Here is an 18,159-nt window from a genome sequence, read left to right on the forward strand (position 1 = left end):
CACCCAGACCATCGTGCCGCCGGAAGCCGCGTTCGGCGACGGGTTCGGGACGTCGATGTCGGTGGATGGCACGCGCCTGATCGTCGGTTCGATCTATGCCGATTACGTGCTGCCCGACGCGGGCGGGGTCTACGTCTACGAATACTCGGAAGGCTCGTGGCAGGAAATGGACCGGCTGGCATCGCCCGCGCCGCGGTTTGCCAGCGAGTTTGGTTCGTCGGTGTTGCTCCAGGGCGACGTTGCGCTCGTCGAGCAGGACTTTGGCGCTTATGTGTTCGAGCGGGTCGGGGGCGAGTGGCTTTCGCGTGATCGGCTGGTGGCTCCGGACGGGCCTACAGGCGGACGCACGTTTGGCAACGAGATGCTCTTGACCGAGGACTGGCTGTTCGTCGGGGCGCCGTTGGAGGATTCGATCGCGAGCAGCGTCGGTGCGGTGTACGTCTTCGAGCGCACTGGCAAGACCAGCTTTGCCTTTACGGAGAAGCTTACTCCGCCGGATCCGGAAACCAACCGCTGCCGGCTCGGAGCATCGCTCGCGTTTGACGGGCAGACTCTGCTCGCGGGTGCACCGAATGCCACGGGAGACTTTGCCGGCCAAGGTGCTGTCTACGCCTACGAGCTCGAAAGCGATCAATGGCTACTCAAGCAACAGTTCACGCACGATGATCCCCTGGAACGCAACGACTTCTTCGGCACGTCGATGTCGCTTGCGAATGGCTTGCTTATGGTTGGTGCGTCCGGCAGGTCAGGTGCGTACGTGTTTCAGCGCGACAGCGACGGGCTGTGGTTCCAGACCGGGAGGCTTCCCGAGTCGGGCAGCCTTGGAGGTCGCGCGGGTGCAAGCGTGGTTGCGAACGGCGAACACGCCTTGGTCGGAGCCCCCGATGGCGCCTCCGGCGGTTCCATCACCGGGGTGGGCTACGCCTACGACTTCGAGTGCCTCATCTGCGAGGTGGACCTCGACCTGGACGGCGCCCTCACCATCTTCGACTTCCTGACCTTCCTCAATCTCTTTCAGGACGGCGACCCACTCGCCGACTTCGACGGCGACGGCGAGCTGACGATCTTCGACTTCCTGGCGTTCCAGACGGCGTTCGGCGCCGGCTGCGGCTGACTCAGTCGTCGTCGTCTGGCGGGGCCGCGCGCATGAGCTTCTCGCCTTGCTCGGGGGTCATCGAGCCCTCGGCGATGTAGGCGGCGATCTCGCGGCGGGTCTTCTCGCGCGAGACCGACTTGACGGTGCTGCCGACGATGCCGAAGACGATCGCGATGATCGCGATCGCCCCGCCGACGATCCAAAACACCCCGCCTTCCCGCACGATCTCCTGGATGATCGTTTCCATCGCGATACCCTCCGCCGGCCGGGCCGGTCCCACGCATCCGCCCACATTCTTGGGGGCCTGCGCGGCCCGGTTTCAGCTTTCGGCAGAATCGCTCGTTCCGGGGTACCGGTTCGGGGCACAGGAGGCGGCACGATGGCGAGTTTCCGGACAGTCCTGATGGTGGTCGCCCTGGGCCTTGGAGGCGTGCTCGCGGGTTGCCAGGGCGGCAAGCTGGCCCCGACCGACGCCCGCCCGGCCGTGCTGCTGGTCTTGACCAACCACGGCGACATGGGCGACACGGGCGAGCCGACGGGCTTCTTCCTGGCCGAGGCGGCCCACCCCTGGCACGTGTTCAACGAGGCCGGGTGGATCGTCGTGCTGGCCAGCCCCGAGGGCGGGGACGCACCGATCGATCCGCGGAGCGTGACCGACCCCGACGAGGAGGGGCAGGACTTCCTCGACCGGTTCGCCCGAGACGGCGTGGTGCCCGGCACGGCCCGGCTGACGAGCATGAAGGCCAGCGCGTTCGAGGCCATCTTCTTCGCCGGCGGGCACGGCACGATGTGGGACTTCCCAGAAGGCCCGGGCGTGCAGGAAACCGCCGAGGGCGTCTACCGCAGCGGCGGCGTGGTGGCCGCCGTGTGCCACGGCCCGGCGGCGCTCGTGAACCTGCGGGCCCGCGGCGGGGATCCGCTGGTCGCGGGGCGGCGCGTCACGGGCTTCACCAACGACGAGGAGGCGGCGGTCGAGCTCGTCGACGCAATGCCCTTCCTGCTCGAGACGCGGCTGCGCGAGCTGGGCGCCGAGTTCGTCGGTGCGGGCAACTTCGAGGAGAACGTCGTTGTCGATGGCAGGCTGGTGACGGGACAGAACCCCGCTTCGGCTCGGGGTGCGGCCGAGGCGGTGGTGCGTGTGGCGGCGGAGAACGAAGACGGCTGACCGTCGCCGGCGGTAATGTCCGTCGGCGCCAATCCCCTGGCTGCGTCAGTTGCCGCGATCTCGCTCGGGCTCGCGTGCGAGCGCCGCGTCGAGGTCGACCACGAACAGGTTGGAGGTTTCCGCGTCCCCGGACTCGGCGGGCCGGTCGCTCGCGAAGAACAGCTTCTGGCCGTCGGGAGAGAGGTATGGCGTGCCCTCTCCGGCGGGGGTGTTGATGGCCTCGAGTGCGAAGGGCTCGCCCCACTGGCCGTCCTCGTCGCGTCGGGCAGCGAAGAGGTCGGTGGCGCTGCCGGCTCGTTCGCGGCCCTCGAAGACGACGAGGTTGCCGTCGGCCGACAGCGTCGTGTAGCATACGAACGTGCCAGCCGACGGGTCGGGCAGTTCGGCGGCGTGCTCGACGACGTCCGGCGCGCCCGCACGGATGCGCAGGTGCCTGCCGCCGCGATCGGGCCTTCGGAAGCTGTAGAAGTACAGGTCTCCCTCTCGGGTGAGCAGCGGGCCGAACTCGTCTCGGCCGGCCGTGGGCTCGTCGGCCGCATCTCGCGAGGCCTCGACCAGCAACGCCGGCTCCGTCCAGCCGTCGTCGGTCCGCGTCACCTGCCAGAGGTCGATGCTGCCCTCGCGGAGGGGGGCGTTGGGCCTTCGCGAGTCGAAGACGAGCGTCGAGCCATCGGGCGAGAGCGACGGGCCGGCGTCGCGGTACTCGCCCGAGAATGGAGCGACCGCCGGCTCGCTCCACTCGCCGTCGACGAGCCGCGAGGCCATGATGGTGTAGTCGAAGCGCCCGGGCGTGCGTCGCATGAAGTAGAGCTCGCCGCGGCGCGGGTCGAACGTGGGGCTGTGCTCGCCATCGCTGGTCGAGACCACGCCCGGGGCGATCATCTCCGGTGCCTCTTGCGCAGCGAGCGGCGATGCGAGCGCGAAGCCGGCGTACAAGCCCATGATGATTCCAAACACGCTGCGTGAGGTCACGGTCTTTCCCTACTGTTGGAGCGACGCGTTTACCGCCGCCAGCCCAGCGCGATAGTCCAAAGAACTCGGTATTCAAGACGCGCGACGCGTTACCACCCGTCGGCGAACGTCATCCCGAGTCGTTCGCTGCCTGCACGAGCGATCTTGCTTCTTCGAGGAGCGCATCCAGCGCATCTCGGTCGAGCCACTCGCCCCTGAGCAACACGCCCTCGATCTCAGACAGATTGGCGATGTCCTCAAGCGGGTTGCCCCTGAGGAGTACCGCGTCGGCTCGCAGTCCGACCGCGATCCGGCCCATCACTTGCTCTTGATCAAGGGCCCTGGCGACGTCGACCGTCGCGGCCGAAAGGGCCTGGGCGGGTGTCATGCCGAGTTCGACGTACTCTGCCAGTTCCAGGTGCAGGGAGCGGCCAGCGATGCCAGGCCGGGCCGGCGTATCCGTGCCGGCAATGATGCGAGCGTCGGCGTCGATCAAGGCTGCGACGATCGCCCGAGGCGCCTCGTACAAACCACGAAGATCAATGTTGGATCGCACATACATCGTCTTTTCGCCGCCTAGGGATTGACGCCAGTACTCGATCGTCGAGGCCGTCACGAGGTCGTCGTCGAATTCGTCAAGGTAGTCATCAAACTCATCGAGGAGCATTCCCTCGGTCAGACTCGTTGTCAGCGTCGGGCAGATCCACTTCCCGGATTCACGCGCTCGTGCCGCCCAGAAGCGCTGCTTCTCTTCGTCCTGGTCGTTGTAGAGTTCCATCATTTGCGGCCACCGGGCGCCCTGTGCGGGTGAACCGTCTCGCACGCTCGCGCCGCAGAACGTGACGACGTGTTCCACCGTTTGCAGACCCGGTAGATCCAGTGCTTCCTGAAGACCAAGCGTAAATGGAACGTGACCGTAGACGGGGATGCCTAACTGCGCGGCTTGATCAACGAGCAACGTACATCCTGCCGCCTCAGGACTCGAATGGATCTTCAGTGCGTCGTATCCGAAGCGAGTGTGTTCTTCGAGTATCGGGCGGATATCGTCGATACTGCCGAGCATCCGAGTCGGGATGGCGGAAGCCTGCGTGAGGAGTGGCCCGGTCGTGATCATCGATGGCCCGATGCGTGTTCCGGCGTTCAGCTGATCGCGTAGTTCGACGATGCTCGGCGTACCCCACATCGAACGGACGAACGTGACTCCATGCGCAACGTAGAGCCGACAGAGAATATCGTTTGGCTCGCGCACGAACTGTGACTGAGCGTCCGCTGCAACCTCAGAGAAATCGAAGTGCACGTGGGCATCGGCAAGGCCAGCGATGAGGAACATGCCCGTCGCTTCGACCTCCAGGACGGCATCTGAAGCTGCGATCGTGCCAGACTGCCCGATCGCAGCAAAGATGCCATTCTGGGAGAGTACATCGGTCTTGTCGATGATCCGCGCGTGCTCGCCGTCGACGGTGACCACGGACACGTCCCTCAGCAGCACTGATGGCTCTTGCGCAAAACATGAGACCGCAGAGCACAACACCAACGCGACACAAAGGATGTTCGACCGGCGCCACTCCACGTGCAAACTCCTTCGCAACAGATGCGCGACGTCGTTGCTCGGTTAAGAGAAAGGGACAACCGGGTCACCTGGACGGCCGAGCTCCATCAAGGATAGCAGAAACGAGCATACGCCCGATGCGTTGCTCGAGTAAAGCCAGGAGTCCGATCGCGAGCCGACTAAGCGATCCGACTGCACTACGCCTCGGGAATCACTCCCTTTTGCGTGTGGCTTCGGGAACACTCGAGGCCGAGAACGCGCAGCCTGGTGCCGCTTGCCGGCGACCGGGCGGCACTCACTCAAGAGCAGGCTGTGTCGGACAGGAAAGTGCGGGTGAACGGGATCGAACCGTCGAAATGCAGCTTGGGAATAGCTTGGGATGCTGAGTGTCCGGTCACCCCCGCTCTCCCGGCGTCGTCCTAGCTCGCCCTCGTGCGATCACTTGCGAGCGACGGCACAGCCGGTCGTGTTCAGGATCCATCGGTTGTGCTACGAATGCACTTCATCTCAGCGGCTCCGCACCGAATCGGCGGCGAGGGCTCGGCTGTCCGGGGCCGCATCTCGCTGCGATCCGACGGTGGGGTGGCGACGCTGGCGTTACGATGTGGAGCGTTTGGGCGGCATGGGTACCTGGAGATCGACGAAGTCACCGAGTCGCACGGAACAGTGCCACGATGGAAAGGTCGTCCCCGATCTCCTCGGCACCCGACCATGAATCAACGCGGCCGATGGCTAAGTCTGCCGACGTCATGGCTCCGTCGCCGACTGAAGCCAGAGCATCCCGCAATCGCTCGCGCCCGAGTTCCTGTCCGCGGCCGTCGCGCTGCTCGTTCAGGCCGTCCGAGTGAATGTAGATGCGGTCCCCCGGCTTGAGCCGGAGTTCCAGTTCCTCAAACTCGGCGTCCGCCATGAGCCCGACCGGCGGTGAGCCCCCGTCGACGATCCGCGGTGCGCCATCGCTCGGAACGACAATCGGTCCGGGGTGGCCGGCGCAGGCGTACCGGATGGAGCCGGACGACAACTGGAGCAGCCCGTAGATCATCGTGATGAAGTGCGGATTCCGGTCGTCGTCCATCGGGTTCATGACGTTCAGCCGGCGGATGACCTCGCCCGGAGGCACGACCTTCGCCGACCCCGGGTCCCACCCCGGTTCCAGCACGATCGATGAGCGGTCGGGCCTGGGCTGAAGGCTGCGTGTCGCGGTCACCGCCAGCAGTGAAGCGGGGACGCCGTGCCCGCTCACGTCGAGCAGGTAGAAGCCCACGGTGTCGTCGTTGATCTTGAAGATGTCCAGGGCGTCGCCGCCGAGTTCGTCGCAGGGTCGGTATGCCCATCCGAAGTCGTAGCCGTCGCAATCAGGCAGTGAGCGCGGGAGGAGCGCCTGCTGCACCCGGCCCGCGGCCTCAAGGTCCGACTTCATGCGGTTGTTGGCTTGGGCGAGCTGTTCGTTCCGCTGCGTGATCTCGGCTTGCAGTCGCCTGAGCTTCAGGTGTGTGTCGACACGCGCGGTGACCTCCGCCGCCTCGAACGGCTTCGAGATGTAGTCAACAGCACCAAGCTCAAGCCCTTTCACCTTGCTCTCGGTTGCGTCGAGGGACGAGAGGAAGATCACGGGCACATCAGCGAGCGCAGCTTCTGACTTCAGTCTCTTGAGTGTCTCGTACCCGTCCATCCCCGGCGGCATCATGATGTCGAGCAGGATGAGGTCTGGGGTTATCTGCGTAGCGGTCTTTACGGCCTCCTCACCGCTCTTTGCGGCGAGCAATCGGTGACCGCTGGGTTGCAGCGTCTTGAAGAGCACCTGGAGGTTGGTGGCGTTGTCGTCCACCAACAGAACGGTGGATACGGCATTCTCTGGTGTGCTCATGGCTGCTCCGTTGCTGAGAGTTGCTCGGCCAGGAGTCGGAGTGCGTCAAGGTCAAACTCTGCTAGATGTCCGGCGATGCGCTCGGCGAGCGCACGCTCGGGATCGGAGGCCGCGGCCAGTTCCCCGGCAAACGCCTCGATCGCGGAGACATCGCCAACGGACGCCAGAGACGCCAGGCGGGCGCCGTGACGTGCCGAAAGATCGGCGGATAGGGGCGGTTGAGGTTCGGAGGAGGTACCAGCCAACGGCTGGTCTGTGGTCAGCTCAAGGTCACACAGCTCCGCAAGGGTCCCGTACAGCTCCGCGGCCTGCAGGGGCTTGCCGAGGAACCCATCGCAGCCCGCGTCCTGGATCTGCCGCCGCTGGTTCTCGAAGACGCTCGCTGATATCGCGATGATCTTGATCTGCGAGAGGGCGTTCTTGCCACGAATAGCACGCGTCGCATCGATGCCGTTCATGACCGGCATTCGGACATCCATGAGAACCACATCGGGCCACAGGACTTCCGCCTGCTCAACGGCCGCCTGACCGTTGTCCACTGAAGTCACCTCGATGCCCGGGAGCGCGAGCATCTGTTCAACGATGTCTCGGTTCTCAGGGCGGTCGTCCGCGACAAGGACCCGCAGCACCCGTCCGGCCGGTACGGCGATCGAGGTCTGATCGTCCAGTCCGGCCGGGGCGGGCGAGCTCAGGTCGAGCTCGACTTCGCGGAGCGGGATATCGAACCGGAAGCGTGACCCGATGCCCGGCTCGCTCGTTGCTTCGATCTCTCCGCCCAACGCCGCGACGATGTTCCTGGAGATTGCCAACCCGAGACCAGTTCCCCCGGCGTGCTTGCCAGCATCGGCCTGAGCGAACGCCTCGAAGACCCGGTCAAGCTCTTGCGGCGTCATGCCGACACCGGTGTCCTCGACCTCGAAACGAAGCGTCCCGATGGCTGGCTCGGAGACGCGAAGCGTGACGGAACCCCCGCTTGTGAACTTGATGGCATTCCCGGCGAGATTCACGAGCACTTGGCGCAGCTTGGTCGCGTCCGTCGAGACGCCGCGTGGCACCTCGGGCGAAACGTCAAGGCAGAGAGCGATGTCCTTCTCGGTGGCTCGCTGGGCAAGGACGTCTCTGACGCTCGTAAGCAGCTTCTGGAGGTCGGTGTCCTCCATCTCGATTCTGAGCTTGCCGCTCTCGATCCTGGCGAGGTCGAGCACGTCATTGATCAGGGTGAGCAAGTGTTGTCCACAACTCTGGATCGCCGACATGCTCCGACGCTGCTCGCCGGTCATGTTGGCGTCGCGCAAGAGGAGTTGGGCGTAGCCGAGCACACCGTTCAATGGCGTCCGCAATTCGTGGCTCATGTTCGAGAGGAACTCGCTCTTGGCCCGGTCTGCAGCCTCGGCACGCTCTCGGGCCGCGCGAAGCTCGGTGACATCGATGTGCACACCGATCATGCGGACCGGCCGCCCTGAACTGTCCCGGTCGGTCACCTCACCGACATCGAGAATCCACCGCCACGAGCCATCAGATGCTCGAACACGGATCTCGCATCGGTAGCTGGGCGTGAGACCATCAAGGTGCTGCTGGATCGCTGTGAGTGCATGGGCGAGATCGTCCTGGTGCACCAGGCTCCTCCACGAGTCCAGCGTGTGCTCAACGTCGCCCCGCTCGTAGCCGAGCATCGAGAATGTCGTGTCGTTAAAGAAGACTTCGTCGGTGATCAAATTCCAGTCCCAGAGGCCCTCGTTGGCGGCGCGGATGGCGAGGTCGAGGCGCTCCTCCGTTCTTCGCCGTTCCGTGATGTCGAAAGAGAGGCCGAGCAAGCCGGAAACCTCTCCGTTCTCCCCACGAAGCGGGACCTTGCTGGTGAGCAGGTGGGCGGTGGTGCCGTCGGCTTGCGTCTGCGATTCCTCGACGTTGATCCGGGTCTGGCCGGACTCCATCACCTCGACGTCGTCTCTGTGGAACGCACGGGCCTGCTCTGCCGTCCAAGGCATGACGTCGTCGAAGTCGTCCCTTCCGACGAGGCCGGCAGGCGAGTCCAGGCCGGCGATGTCAGCGACGAGCTGGTTGCACCCGAGGTACCTGCAGGCCCGGTCCTTCCAGAACACGAAGACCGGGATGTTGGCGATGATGTTCTCGAGCAGCTGGCGTTGGCTGTCGAGCTTCTCTTCGGTCGCGCGGCGTTCCGTCACGTCAAGGACGATTCCATCGTGGTAGAGGAAGGTGTCCGAGTCGTCGTGGATCGGTCGCATGGAGTCGGACACCCAGCGAATGGAGCCGTCAGCGTGCCTGATCCGGTACTCGAGGGTGATCGAGTCGCCCGTCCGTGCGGATCGCTCCAGGGCATCGAGCAACTGCTGCCGGTCTTCTTCAAGGACGATGTCGAGCATCGCCTGGAGGCCACCGATCCGAAAGTGCTCCACGGGCAGCCCACAGATCGGCTTGCTATCTCCTTCGACGAGCAGCAGGCCTGCTTCCGTTGAAAGCGTCGCCCGGTACGCGATGCCCGGGATGTTGGCGGCGAAGCTTCGGTACAGGTCATCGTCCGTGCTCCGCCCGGGACCTGACGGCCGGTCAGATTCAGCCATGGCCCGATCTCCGGCTGTGGCTCTCGTGCATTTGCTTGACGCCGTGCAGGCAGTGTGGCATCGCGGAGAGGACCTGCACGAGGCCGAACATGGCGAGCCCGTGGTGGGCGCCCGGGGCGAACCCCTCGCCGAGACCCTCGATGATCTCCCATCCGGCGGTGAGCAACAGCAGGACCCCTGCACCCATGGTCAAGACGGGGCTCTCGGCAACGCGCGCGACGAAGTTCCAGAAACCGGCCGAGTGATTAGTGTGCCTGTTCATGATGGTTCTCGCGTTGGGCGGAGCGTGCCCCGAGTTCGTGTTCCTGGAGTCGGGACTCGTAGTCAGGCGGGAACACCCAGAAGCCCGTCTTTTCATCGCGTTCGAGTCCTCGCTCGCTGGCAGTCAGCCCCAGCGTCAGGTAGAGCCCAATGTCGGAGCTCACCCACGGGTTCTGGTGGTAGTAGCTGTGCCCGAGGAACGTGCTGTGCTTCTTCTGTGCCCTGGACACATCGACCGCCTCGAAGGACTGCACGCTGCGGAGCGCCCGCTGCTCTTCGGGCGAGAGCCGCTTCACGGATGCGCCCAGGCGTGTGTCGCTGAAGATCATGGAGGACAGACTCAGCGCCGTGTCTCGGGTGCTGGCGTACATGACGACCGACTCGGCGCACTCGTCGAACCCGTCCAGGGTCGCGTTGATCGCCCGGAGGAGGTCCATGTCCGGCGCCGCGAGCACGACCCGGCCGATCCGCGTCGCGGATTGCAGCGATACCTGATCGGCCTGGTAGTGCATGAGCCGCAGGTCTCGCATCGCCTCAACAACGATCGGGTTCCCCGCGCTGTGGGCAACGATGTTGATGCGGCCGATCTCGGTGTGCTCGACGAGGAAGCGCAGCAACTCGCGGAACTGCCGTGTCGCGTAGGCCGCGTTCGCCTTGTCCGCCTGGTACTCGAACAGGCTGTGCTCGGACGGCCAGGCGAAGCTCAGCATGGCGCCTCGGCGTCCGGAATAATGCCAGATCTCGGCCGCGATGCCGAGGTTCTTGGTGTAGTCGGTGTTGAACCCGTGGACGAAGATGTAGGCATCGTCGCTCCCAGTGGACAGGAGCTGGTCGTTGATCGCCTCGGCGAACGCCGATGCGGGCTCGCGGCTGCTGTCGGGCGCGGTCCAGTCGCGAGTGAATCCCAGGTCGGGGGGCGGAACGCTCGCCCAGAGCAGGCCGTATTCCTCGAAGCTCGAGAACTCGATCCGAGTACCGGTGCTGCGTCGGGGGTCCCGGGACGCGTCGACCAGTTCCGGCCAGGTCAGACCAGCGCCGATCTCGAGCTCGGCTCGACCGAGTCTGAGCACGCGGCTTCGATCGTTGGAGTAGAACCGTGCCGGGCTCGTTCGCCCGGATGGTTCGCGCCCGCTCACGACAAAGACGGGGGTTGTCGACCGCTGCTCAGCTGCCGTGGTGAGTGCGAACGGATCGTGTGCGCCCTCGGCGATCACGGTGGGCGTGGGCATCAGGTACTGCCTCGAAGAACAGCCGCTCCCAAGCAGCACAGCAGCGATCAGCACGGGCAGGATGCGGAGATACTTCATTTCTGGGACTCCTCTTTCGCGAGGCGTTGGTCGGCGAGCGCCCAGCCTCCCCCGAACGAGCGGTACAGCTCGGCCACATTGGCGGCCTGGCGGCCCTCACTCGTGATCAACGCGTCTTCCGAGTCGAACAGCGCTCGCTGGGCTTCGAGGACGCGCTGGTAGTCGGAGAGTCCCGCGCGATAGAGCTCGTCTGAGAGAGCCGCGGACTCCGAGGCGGCGTCGACCGACTGTCGCAGGAAGACTTCTCGCTCACGCTCGCGCACCAGACCCTCGATCGCGCTCGTGGCTTCCTCGAGCCCGGTCAGAACTGCCTGCTCGTACGCCATCAGAGCCTGACGAGACCGCGCGTCTTCGGCGTCGACCAGGTTTCGAAGTCGACGCGAATTGAAGATGGGCAGTCGCACTCGGGGACCAACGCTGAACGCTCGCGCGTCTCCAGTGAACAAGTCGCTCCCGAAGCTCTCAGACTCGAAACCGAAGCTGCCGGAGATCGAGAATCGAGGGTACAGCTCGGCCGTCGCCACTCCGACGCGAGCAGTCTGTGCCGCGAGTTCACGCTCCGAGCGGCGAATGTCCGGTCGCTGGCGGATAACTTCCGCGGGTGTCGAGATCAGCAGCTGCTCGGGCGGCTCAGGAATCCCTGAGGACTGCGCGAGGACGGGATTCAGAGAGCCCGGCTGGTCACCCAGCAGCACACTGAGCCGGTTCTTCGCCCGGGCGGCAGCTTCGATCAGTGCAGGGACGGTCGATTCGGTTTCGGCGAGCAGGACACGGGCCTGTATGACGTCCAGCTCGGACACGAGCTCGGCCTCGAAGCGTGCACGCGCGATGTCCAGTGAATCGTATTGGATCTTCACGTTTCTCTGGGCGACGCCCAGGCGCTCTTCGAGGGTTCGGACTTCGAAGTACGTGGTCGCGACCTCGGCGAAGAGAGCGATGGACACCGCGCGGTAGTCTTCGATCGATGCATCCCACTCCGCTCGAGACGCCTCCACCGATCGCCGGATGCGGCCGAACACGTCGATCTCCCACGAGGCGTCGAGCCCGAAGGCGTAGTTGTCGACTGCATCGCTGCTCGGGACGGCCCCGGCGGTCCTTTCGCTCTCTCGAAGACGGTCGTACGTTGCGAAGGCGTCTACCTGCGGGTAATGCGCACCACGTGCCACGCCGGCGAGCGCCCGTGCCTCGTCGATGCGGGCGACGGCACGCTGGAGGTCCTTGTTAGCCGACGCGGCCCGTACGATCAATTCGGTCAGGACTGGGTCATCAAACTGGTCCCACCACGTGGAGAGGGAGCCGCTCTGGGCGTGTGAGAGCTGTTCAGCCGGACCGCTCCACTCGGTGGACACGGGGGTCTCTGGGGCGTTGTAGTCCGGGCCGACCGTGCAGGCCGGTAGTGCGACCACCAAACACACCCCACAAGCGGCAGATCGGACGGAGCGATGGTTCACGGCGTCACCTCCGAGGGATGGTCAGAAACGGTGCGTGCCGCTTCGTCGCCCTGGGGTATGGCGAGCATGCGGGCGACGAGGAAGCCAAGAAAGAACACGCCGGAGATCGCCTCGATGGTGGCGGCGGCCTGGGCCGGCTCGGTTCTCGGCGTGACGTCGCCGTACCCGAGGGTTGTGAGCGTGATGTAGCTGAAGTAGATGAGCTCGCCCCAGTCGAGTTCGCTTCCACCGGGCGATGCATACGACGACGAGTCGATGAGCGTGAAGAACGCATGCACGCCGCTCCACGCAAGGCCGAGGAGCAGGTATGCGGACGCCGCCGCGAGGAGCCGATCATCGGTGAGGCGTGCGTGCTTCGAGGCATACCGCAACGAGTGCCACGCGACATACGTGAAGAACGGGACGCTGGTACACGCCGACACGAGCTCGGCACGCGGGGCGTCAGCCTGGTGGGTGAGGGTGGCGAAGATCGCATGGGAGCCCACGCCGACGGCACCGAGCAGCGATGCGATGACGATGTGCTTGCCCGTGCCGCGGAGCGTCAGCACGCCCGACACGATGAGAGCGAGCATCAGGACACCGACCGCGGCGTCCCCGGCCAAGCCATCTGGCAGGACCGGATATACGACCAGCAACGTTCCCGTCGTGCTAATAAGGGGTAGGGCGGGATAGCGCCGTGTTGCGAACATGCGCGCAGTCATGACACCGACTCCGCCGGCGGTCGAGCACCGTAGAAGGTAATGTACAGAGTTGGCACGAAAAGGAGCGTCAGCACGGTCGCGAAGGTCAGCCCGAACATGATCGCGATTGCCATGCCCTGGAAGAACACGTCCGTGACGAGCGGCAGCATCCCGAGCACCGTCGTAGCTGCGGCCATCATGACGGGTCGCATGCGGCTGACGCCCGAGTCAATGACGGCGTTGTAGGTGTCCATCCCGTTCGACAGGTTGAGATTGATCTGGTCGATCAGGACGATCGCGTTCTTGATGAGCATGCCCGAGAGACTCAGTGCCCCGAGGAACGCCATGAAGCCGAAGGGGAGATTGAACAGCAACAGGCCCGCCGTCACGCCGATCAGGGCGAGCGGCACCGTCAGCCAGATGATCAGCGGCTGGCGAAGGTTGTTGAACAGCCCGATGACGATGAGCACCATCACCCCGACGAACACGGGGATGCTGTTCGCCAGAGCGCCGATCGCGTTGTTCGAGTCTTCATACTCGCCGCCCCAGGCCAGCTGATACTCGGAGCCCAGCTCGCCCGAGGCCCGCTTGGCCTCGAACATCGACTCGACCCTGGGGGCCACCTCGTTCCACAGCACGCTGGTCTCACCCGAGACCTGGTCGGCATGGAGCGTAATCGTGCGGGCCCGATCTCGGCGTCGGATGATCGGCTCTTCCCATGCGGTCTCGAACCCCGTGAGGACCTGGCGGATGGGGATGTTCGTGTTCGCGGCCGGAGAGAAGATGCTTAGATTCTGAATATTGGCGACTTCACCGCGCTCATCCTGTGGTGCCCTCGCGATGATCTCGAGCAATCGGTCTTCGCTGGTGCCATCAACGTCGCGGAAGACGCCGACCGGGAGACCCTCGAACGCGGCACGGATGCGGTCGGCGACCATGGGCCGGGTGATCCCGTTGCGACGGGCCCGTTCCTCGTCGAGGATGGGGACACTCACCTTCTCGCGGTTCCGCCAGTCTGAACGCACGTACTTGGTCGCGGGGTCACTCGCGATGATCGCCGATGCTTCCTCGGCGAGCGCACGGAGGATGTCCGCGTCCGGGCCGGAGAAACGAACCTGGATGTTGCCCCCCTTGCCGGGGCCGATCTTGAACCGCTTGCCGTAGACCAGAGCGTCCGGCAGGTTCTCCCGGGCCCACGCCTCGATCTCGGCGACGTCCTGGTCGATGCCGCCGAAGTCGAACACGTTCACGATCAGCTGGGCGTACGCGGCGTTGGGCTGCTCGGGCGTGTAGACGAGCTTGAAGCGGGCTCCGCCTTCTCCGACGTGGCTCGCGACGGTCCTGGTGTTCTCGCGATCCGACACGAACGCGGCCAGGCGGCTGGCGGCCTCGTCTGTAGCATCGATGTGCGTTCCCTGGGGCATCCAGAGATCGACGGTGAACTGCGGGCTGGAGGAGGCGGGGAAGAAGCCGTCGGGGAGCTTCGTGAAGCCGTAGATCGATGCTGCGAATAGTCCGACGACGGCGACGATTGTGATAGGACGGACCTTGATGACGCCCTTCAGCGCGCCGCGGTACACCCGGTAGAAGATCCCGCTATAGGGGTCCTTGGCCTCGTCTGCGGCACCGGGCTTCGCGTTGAAGAGCAATGAGCACATCAGCGGAGTCACCGTGACCGCGGTGAGCCAGCTCATCAGCAGCGAGATCATCAGCACGAGGAAGAGCGACCGACAGAACTCGCCGGTATCGTCTGGAGACACCCCGATCGCCGCGAACGCGATGACAGCGACGAAGGTTGCGCCGAGCAGCGGCCATTGATTCTGTGACACCACGTCGCGAGCGGCCTGGATCTTGGGGACACCCGCTTCGATCTTCGTCTTCATGCCCTCGGTAACGACGATGGCGTTATCGACGAGCATCCCGAGAGCGATGATCAACGCGCCCAGCGAGATGCGCTGGAGCATGATGCCCTGCATCTCCATGATGATGAAGCTGGCGCAGATGGTCTGGAAGAGGATGAACCCGATCAGGAGCCCGCTCTTGAGTCCCATGAAGAGCAAGAGGACCACGATGACGATAGCGATCGCTTCAAGAAGGTTGATGACGAAGCTGCTGACCGCTTTCGTCACGGCTTGAGGCTGCAGCGCGATGACGTGAAGATCGACCCCGATCGGGATCTCGGACTGAATCTCGTCGAGCCGTGCAGTGAGGGCCTCGCCCATGGTTACGACGTTGCCGCCCGCGACCGTGGAGACCCCGAGTCCGATCGCGCGAGCGTTCGTGGAGACCGTGTCGACGGACACATCCTCCTCCGACACCACATCGGCACCGACCGCTTCGTACGGCATCTCGATGCCGTCTCGGACGACGCGGGTGTCACTAAGCCTGAGAATGCGTTCAGATGGCTCGGCGTACCCGCGACGAATCTTGGCGACGTCTCCAAGCCGGATCTGCGCGTTGTCACCGGCGTCGCTGATGAGGAGGTCCGCGAGCTCTTGAGCACTTTCGTACCGGCCAGTCGGCGTGACCGCGATGAACTCGGAGCCAACGGAGACACGGCCCGCGTCGACTGCGAAATTCTGCGCACGGAGTGTCGAGAAGATCTGCTCCTGCGTGATGCCGAGCGTGGCTAGTCGCTCACGGTTCATCTCGACGTAGACGGCCTCTCGCTGGTCACCCCAGAAGACGATCCGCTTGACGTCCTGTACCAGGAGCAGCTCTCGCCGCAGCATGTCTGCGACGTCCTTGAGCTCGTGGGCCTCGTAGCCATCGCCGGTGATCGCCACGTAGACCCCGTACACGTCGCCGAAGTCATCATCGATCAAGGCAGTCTGTACCCCGGGAGGGAGGCTGCCCTGGGCCGCCTGCACTTTTCTCCTCAACTCGTCCCAGACCTGCGGCAGGCGAGACTTGTCGTACTCGTCACGCACGTAGGCGTGCACGATCGAGAGCCCACGCGTGCTGGTCGACTCAACACGCTTGATCTGCCCGAGACGCTGCAGCGCCTTCTCGATCTCGTTGGAGACTTCTGCCTCTACTTCCTCGGCCGAGGCGCCAGGATACGGCGTGACGATCAGGGCTTCCTTGATCGTGAACTCGGGGTCCTCGAGACGACCGAGCTTCCCGTACGCGAGTATTCCGGCAACGATCGAGACGATCGCGAGTACGAATACGATCGTCTTCTTCTGGATGGACAGTTCGCCAAGGTTCATGGAAGGTCTCCCTGCGAGGAGTGCGTCACCGGTCGCTGGCCGACAGCCGGGTTGGGTTCAAGAGCCGAACCGTGACACCGTCGTCGAGGTGATTCACGCCCGCCGAGGCGACCATCTCTCCGGGCTCAAGCCCATCGAGGATGGTGGCCATCGCGCCCTCGGCGATGCCGCCCTGTCGCACGTGCCTCTTGGACACGATCATGGAGTCTCGATTGATGACCCAGACATGCGTGTCACCGTTCGGTGTCGCGAACAACGCGCTGGCCGGAACCAGGACGCCGCTGCTTGCATCGAGCGAAGGGCGCGACCACGTCACCTCTGCCGTCATGCCCGGGAGTATGTGGACGTCCTCCGGCGAGGGCATCGTCAGTCCCACTCGGTACGTCTGCGTGACCGAGTCGCCCTGCGTGTCGACTTCTTTGAACGTGAGCGGGAAGGATCGTCCAGGCAGTGAGTCGAAGGTGGCCAGGAACCGGCCGGGGTTAGACTCGCTCGCATGGACGATGTCTTGCTCGGGGATCGAGATCTCCAGCTCGATGACGTCCTCAGACTCGAACAGCACGACGCCCTGGCCGGCCGCGACCTCTGCGAATGAACTCGTCAACGTCCGGGCAACGACTCCGTCGTAAGGGGCTCGCAGCTCCGTGTCGTCCAGAGCTTTCTGAGTGATGTTGAGTCTCGCCACCGCAGAAGCGAGTACCGCTTGCTGCTCGATGACCTCGATCCCGCTGACGGCGTTCTTCTCATGGGCACGCCGCATGCGCTCGAGCTTCGCCCGGGCAGCGGTCACGAGTGCTCGAGCAGCGTCCACCTGGTTCTGGTAGTCGCGCGGGTCGATCCGTCCGATGAGGTCTCCCGCTTGCAGGCTGCTGCCGTTGGCGACTGGGTACTCCACCAATCGCCCGGCGACCTCGAATGAGAGCCTCACGGAGTCATTCGCGTTCACGAATCCGGGATAGACCCTCGAGATCTCGTCGGCCTTCTGCTGAGCGGTAGCGACTTTCACTGGACGCGCAATCGGCGCGCTGGCCCCGATCGTGCCCTCGGTGTCGTCACACCCGGCGAGGAAGGTGAGCCCGGCCGCGGCGATGATGCCGATGGTGCCTGACGCGGCGATATTCATGACGGAGCTCCTGTTCGGGATTGCGGTGCGATTGAGAGAAGGCCGCGGAGAGTGACCACCATGGCGTCGATGTATCGCTCCATCTCGGGAACACGATCGATGCTGTCGAGGCAGCGGGCGGTCACGCCGGGCCATTCCACGTACCAGCACTCGATGTCGTGATCGAGCAAGTAGGCACTCATGCGACGGGAACGTGTTCGCTCGGAACCGACGGAACTGGTCGCGATGTAGGTAGGTGGTAGCGCTCGCACGTCGCGAGAGAGCGCATGAACGAGGGACGGATCGACGTCGCTGAAGTCGCCGCACAAAAGAAACTGACCGGCCGGCCGCGGACGACCGGCGGCGCCCAGGGTCGACACGGCGTTGAGAAGCGGTCCGCAGTACTCTCCGCGGGCGAGAAGCACAATGCTGGCTGGATCGAGACCTATCTCACCGCCGCTCTCGGAGCACCAACGCCACCACGACGTGATCCAGTCGCGATCCATGGGTGTCGTCGCGTGGCGTTCGTGAACGCTCACCACCGGAAGGCCGACCGCCTCTGCCATGAAACGACTGAAGCTGTCGTCGATCTCCGATCTGCGTTGCACAGCCGGCCCCATGAGTACTGCCGCTGCCGGAGGGGTGGCGGAGCCGGCCCCGGGGTCGAATCGACGCATCCGAGCGGTTCGGCCGCCGGGCAGTTCCTCGGTGTGCTCCGAGATGTTGGTCATCTCCGGGAGCACTGCGAGCGACTCCTGACGAGTCGCTTCACGCTCGAGTTGCTCAACGCTTGCGAACAAGAACGGCGGGCGGGTGTCCATGTAGTCCTCCGATGGCCCGTGTGACGGCAACGCGGAGGCAGTATGGCTCGTGAGTAGTGCCCTGTGAAGTGTTACACGGTTACACTTAGTCGAATGAAGCGGCCGGGCTGATGGC

The 18,159-nt window shown here is 64.6% G+C and carries 14 protein-coding genes; 2 read left to right on the top strand and 12 right to left on the bottom strand.

From position 1 onward, the window contains the following. Positions 1 to 1,114: GC-type dockerin domain-anchored protein (locus RIA68_00005; protein ID MEQ8315815.1), on the top strand; the 1,114-nt coding region annotated here is incomplete at its 5' end. 1 nt (position 1,115) lies between these two features. On the opposite strand, the gene RIA68_00010 is transcribed toward RIA68_00005, so the two are convergent. Continuing rightward, the gene (locus RIA68_00010; GenBank protein ID MEQ8315816.1) at positions 1,116 to 1,343 is read right to left on the bottom strand and encodes a hypothetical protein; all 228 of its coding nucleotides are present in this window, start codon (positions 1,341 to 1,343) and stop codon (positions 1,116 to 1,118) included. A 132-nt stretch (positions 1,344 to 1,475) separates the two neighbouring features. Between RIA68_00010 and RIA68_00015 the strand changes: the two genes are divergently transcribed. Further along, a complete protein-coding gene (locus tag RIA68_00015; GenBank protein MEQ8315817.1) occupies positions 1,476 to 2,261 on the top strand; it encodes a type 1 glutamine amidotransferase domain-containing protein in 786 nt (261 codons plus the stop codon). Between the two features lie 45 nt (positions 2,262 to 2,306). Here the strand turns inward: RIA68_00015 and RIA68_00020 are convergent, their stop codons facing one another. The 11 genes from RIA68_00020 to RIA68_00070 all read right to left on the bottom strand — a co-directional run bounded on the left by RIA68_00020 (position 2,307) and on the right by RIA68_00070 (position 18,044). Beyond that, complete coding sequence (locus tag RIA68_00020) at positions 2,307 to 3,233, bottom strand: hypothetical protein (protein ID MEQ8315818.1); 927 nt, start codon at positions 3,231 to 3,233, stop codon at positions 2,307 to 2,309. Between the two features lie 109 nt (positions 3,234 to 3,342). Then, positions 3,343 to 4,680, bottom strand: a complete 1,338-nt coding sequence (locus RIA68_00025; protein ID MEQ8315819.1) for an amidohydrolase family protein — start codon at positions 4,678 to 4,680, stop codon at positions 3,343 to 3,345. 727 nt (positions 4,681 to 5,407) lie between these two features. Continuing rightward, positions 5,408 to 6,628, bottom strand: a complete 1,221-nt coding sequence (locus RIA68_00030; protein ID MEQ8315820.1) for a SpoIIE family protein phosphatase — start codon at positions 6,626 to 6,628, stop codon at positions 5,408 to 5,410. Beyond that, entirely contained in the window at positions 6,625 to 9,210 is a 2,586-nt protein-coding gene (locus RIA68_00035; protein MEQ8315821.1) for a PAS domain-containing protein, read from the bottom strand. Before RIA68_00035 ends, RIA68_00030 begins: the two co-directional genes overlap by 4 nt. Then, positions 9,203 to 9,472, bottom strand: coding sequence for a hypothetical protein (locus RIA68_00040; GenBank protein MEQ8315822.1), 270 nt, complete (start codon positions 9,470 to 9,472; stop codon positions 9,203 to 9,205). The genes RIA68_00035 and RIA68_00040 overlap by 8 nt, the downstream gene beginning before the upstream one ends. Continuing rightward, positions 9,456 to 10,778: an alpha/beta hydrolase gene (locus tag RIA68_00045; GenBank protein ID MEQ8315823.1), complete on the bottom strand. Its 1,323-nt coding sequence runs from the start codon at positions 10,776 to 10,778 to the stop codon at positions 9,456 to 9,458. The genes RIA68_00040 and RIA68_00045 overlap by 17 nt, the downstream gene beginning before the upstream one ends. Next, entirely contained in the window at positions 10,775 to 12,184 is a 1,410-nt protein-coding gene (locus tag RIA68_00050) for an efflux transporter outer membrane subunit (protein MEQ8315824.1), read from the bottom strand. Before RIA68_00050 ends, RIA68_00045 begins: the two co-directional genes overlap by 4 nt. A gap of 41 nt (positions 12,185 to 12,225) precedes the next feature. Further along, positions 12,226 to 12,801, bottom strand: a complete 576-nt coding sequence (locus RIA68_00055) for a potassium channel family protein (protein ID MEQ8315825.1) — start codon at positions 12,799 to 12,801, stop codon at positions 12,226 to 12,228. Between the two features lie 125 nt (positions 12,802 to 12,926). After that, entirely contained in the window at positions 12,927 to 16,121 is a 3,195-nt protein-coding gene (locus tag RIA68_00060; protein MEQ8315826.1) for an efflux RND transporter permease subunit, read from the bottom strand. Positions 16,122 to 16,146: 25 nt separating this feature from the next. Beyond that, positions 16,147 to 17,244 carry an efflux RND transporter periplasmic adaptor subunit gene (locus RIA68_00065; GenBank protein ID MEQ8315827.1) on the bottom strand — a complete coding sequence of 366 codons (1,098 nt, stop codon included), beginning with the start codon at positions 17,242 to 17,244 and terminating at the stop codon, positions 16,147 to 16,149. Beyond that, positions 17,241 to 18,044: a hypothetical protein gene (locus tag RIA68_00070; GenBank protein MEQ8315828.1), complete on the bottom strand. Its 804-nt coding sequence runs from the start codon at positions 18,042 to 18,044 to the stop codon at positions 17,241 to 17,243. Before RIA68_00070 ends, RIA68_00065 begins: the two co-directional genes overlap by 4 nt. Positions 18,045 to 18,159 lie beyond the last annotated feature (115 nt).

This window comes from Phycisphaerales bacterium (genome assembly GCA_040217175.1).
Lineage (GTDB): Bacteria > Planctomycetota > Phycisphaerae > Phycisphaerales > UBA1924 > JAHCJI01.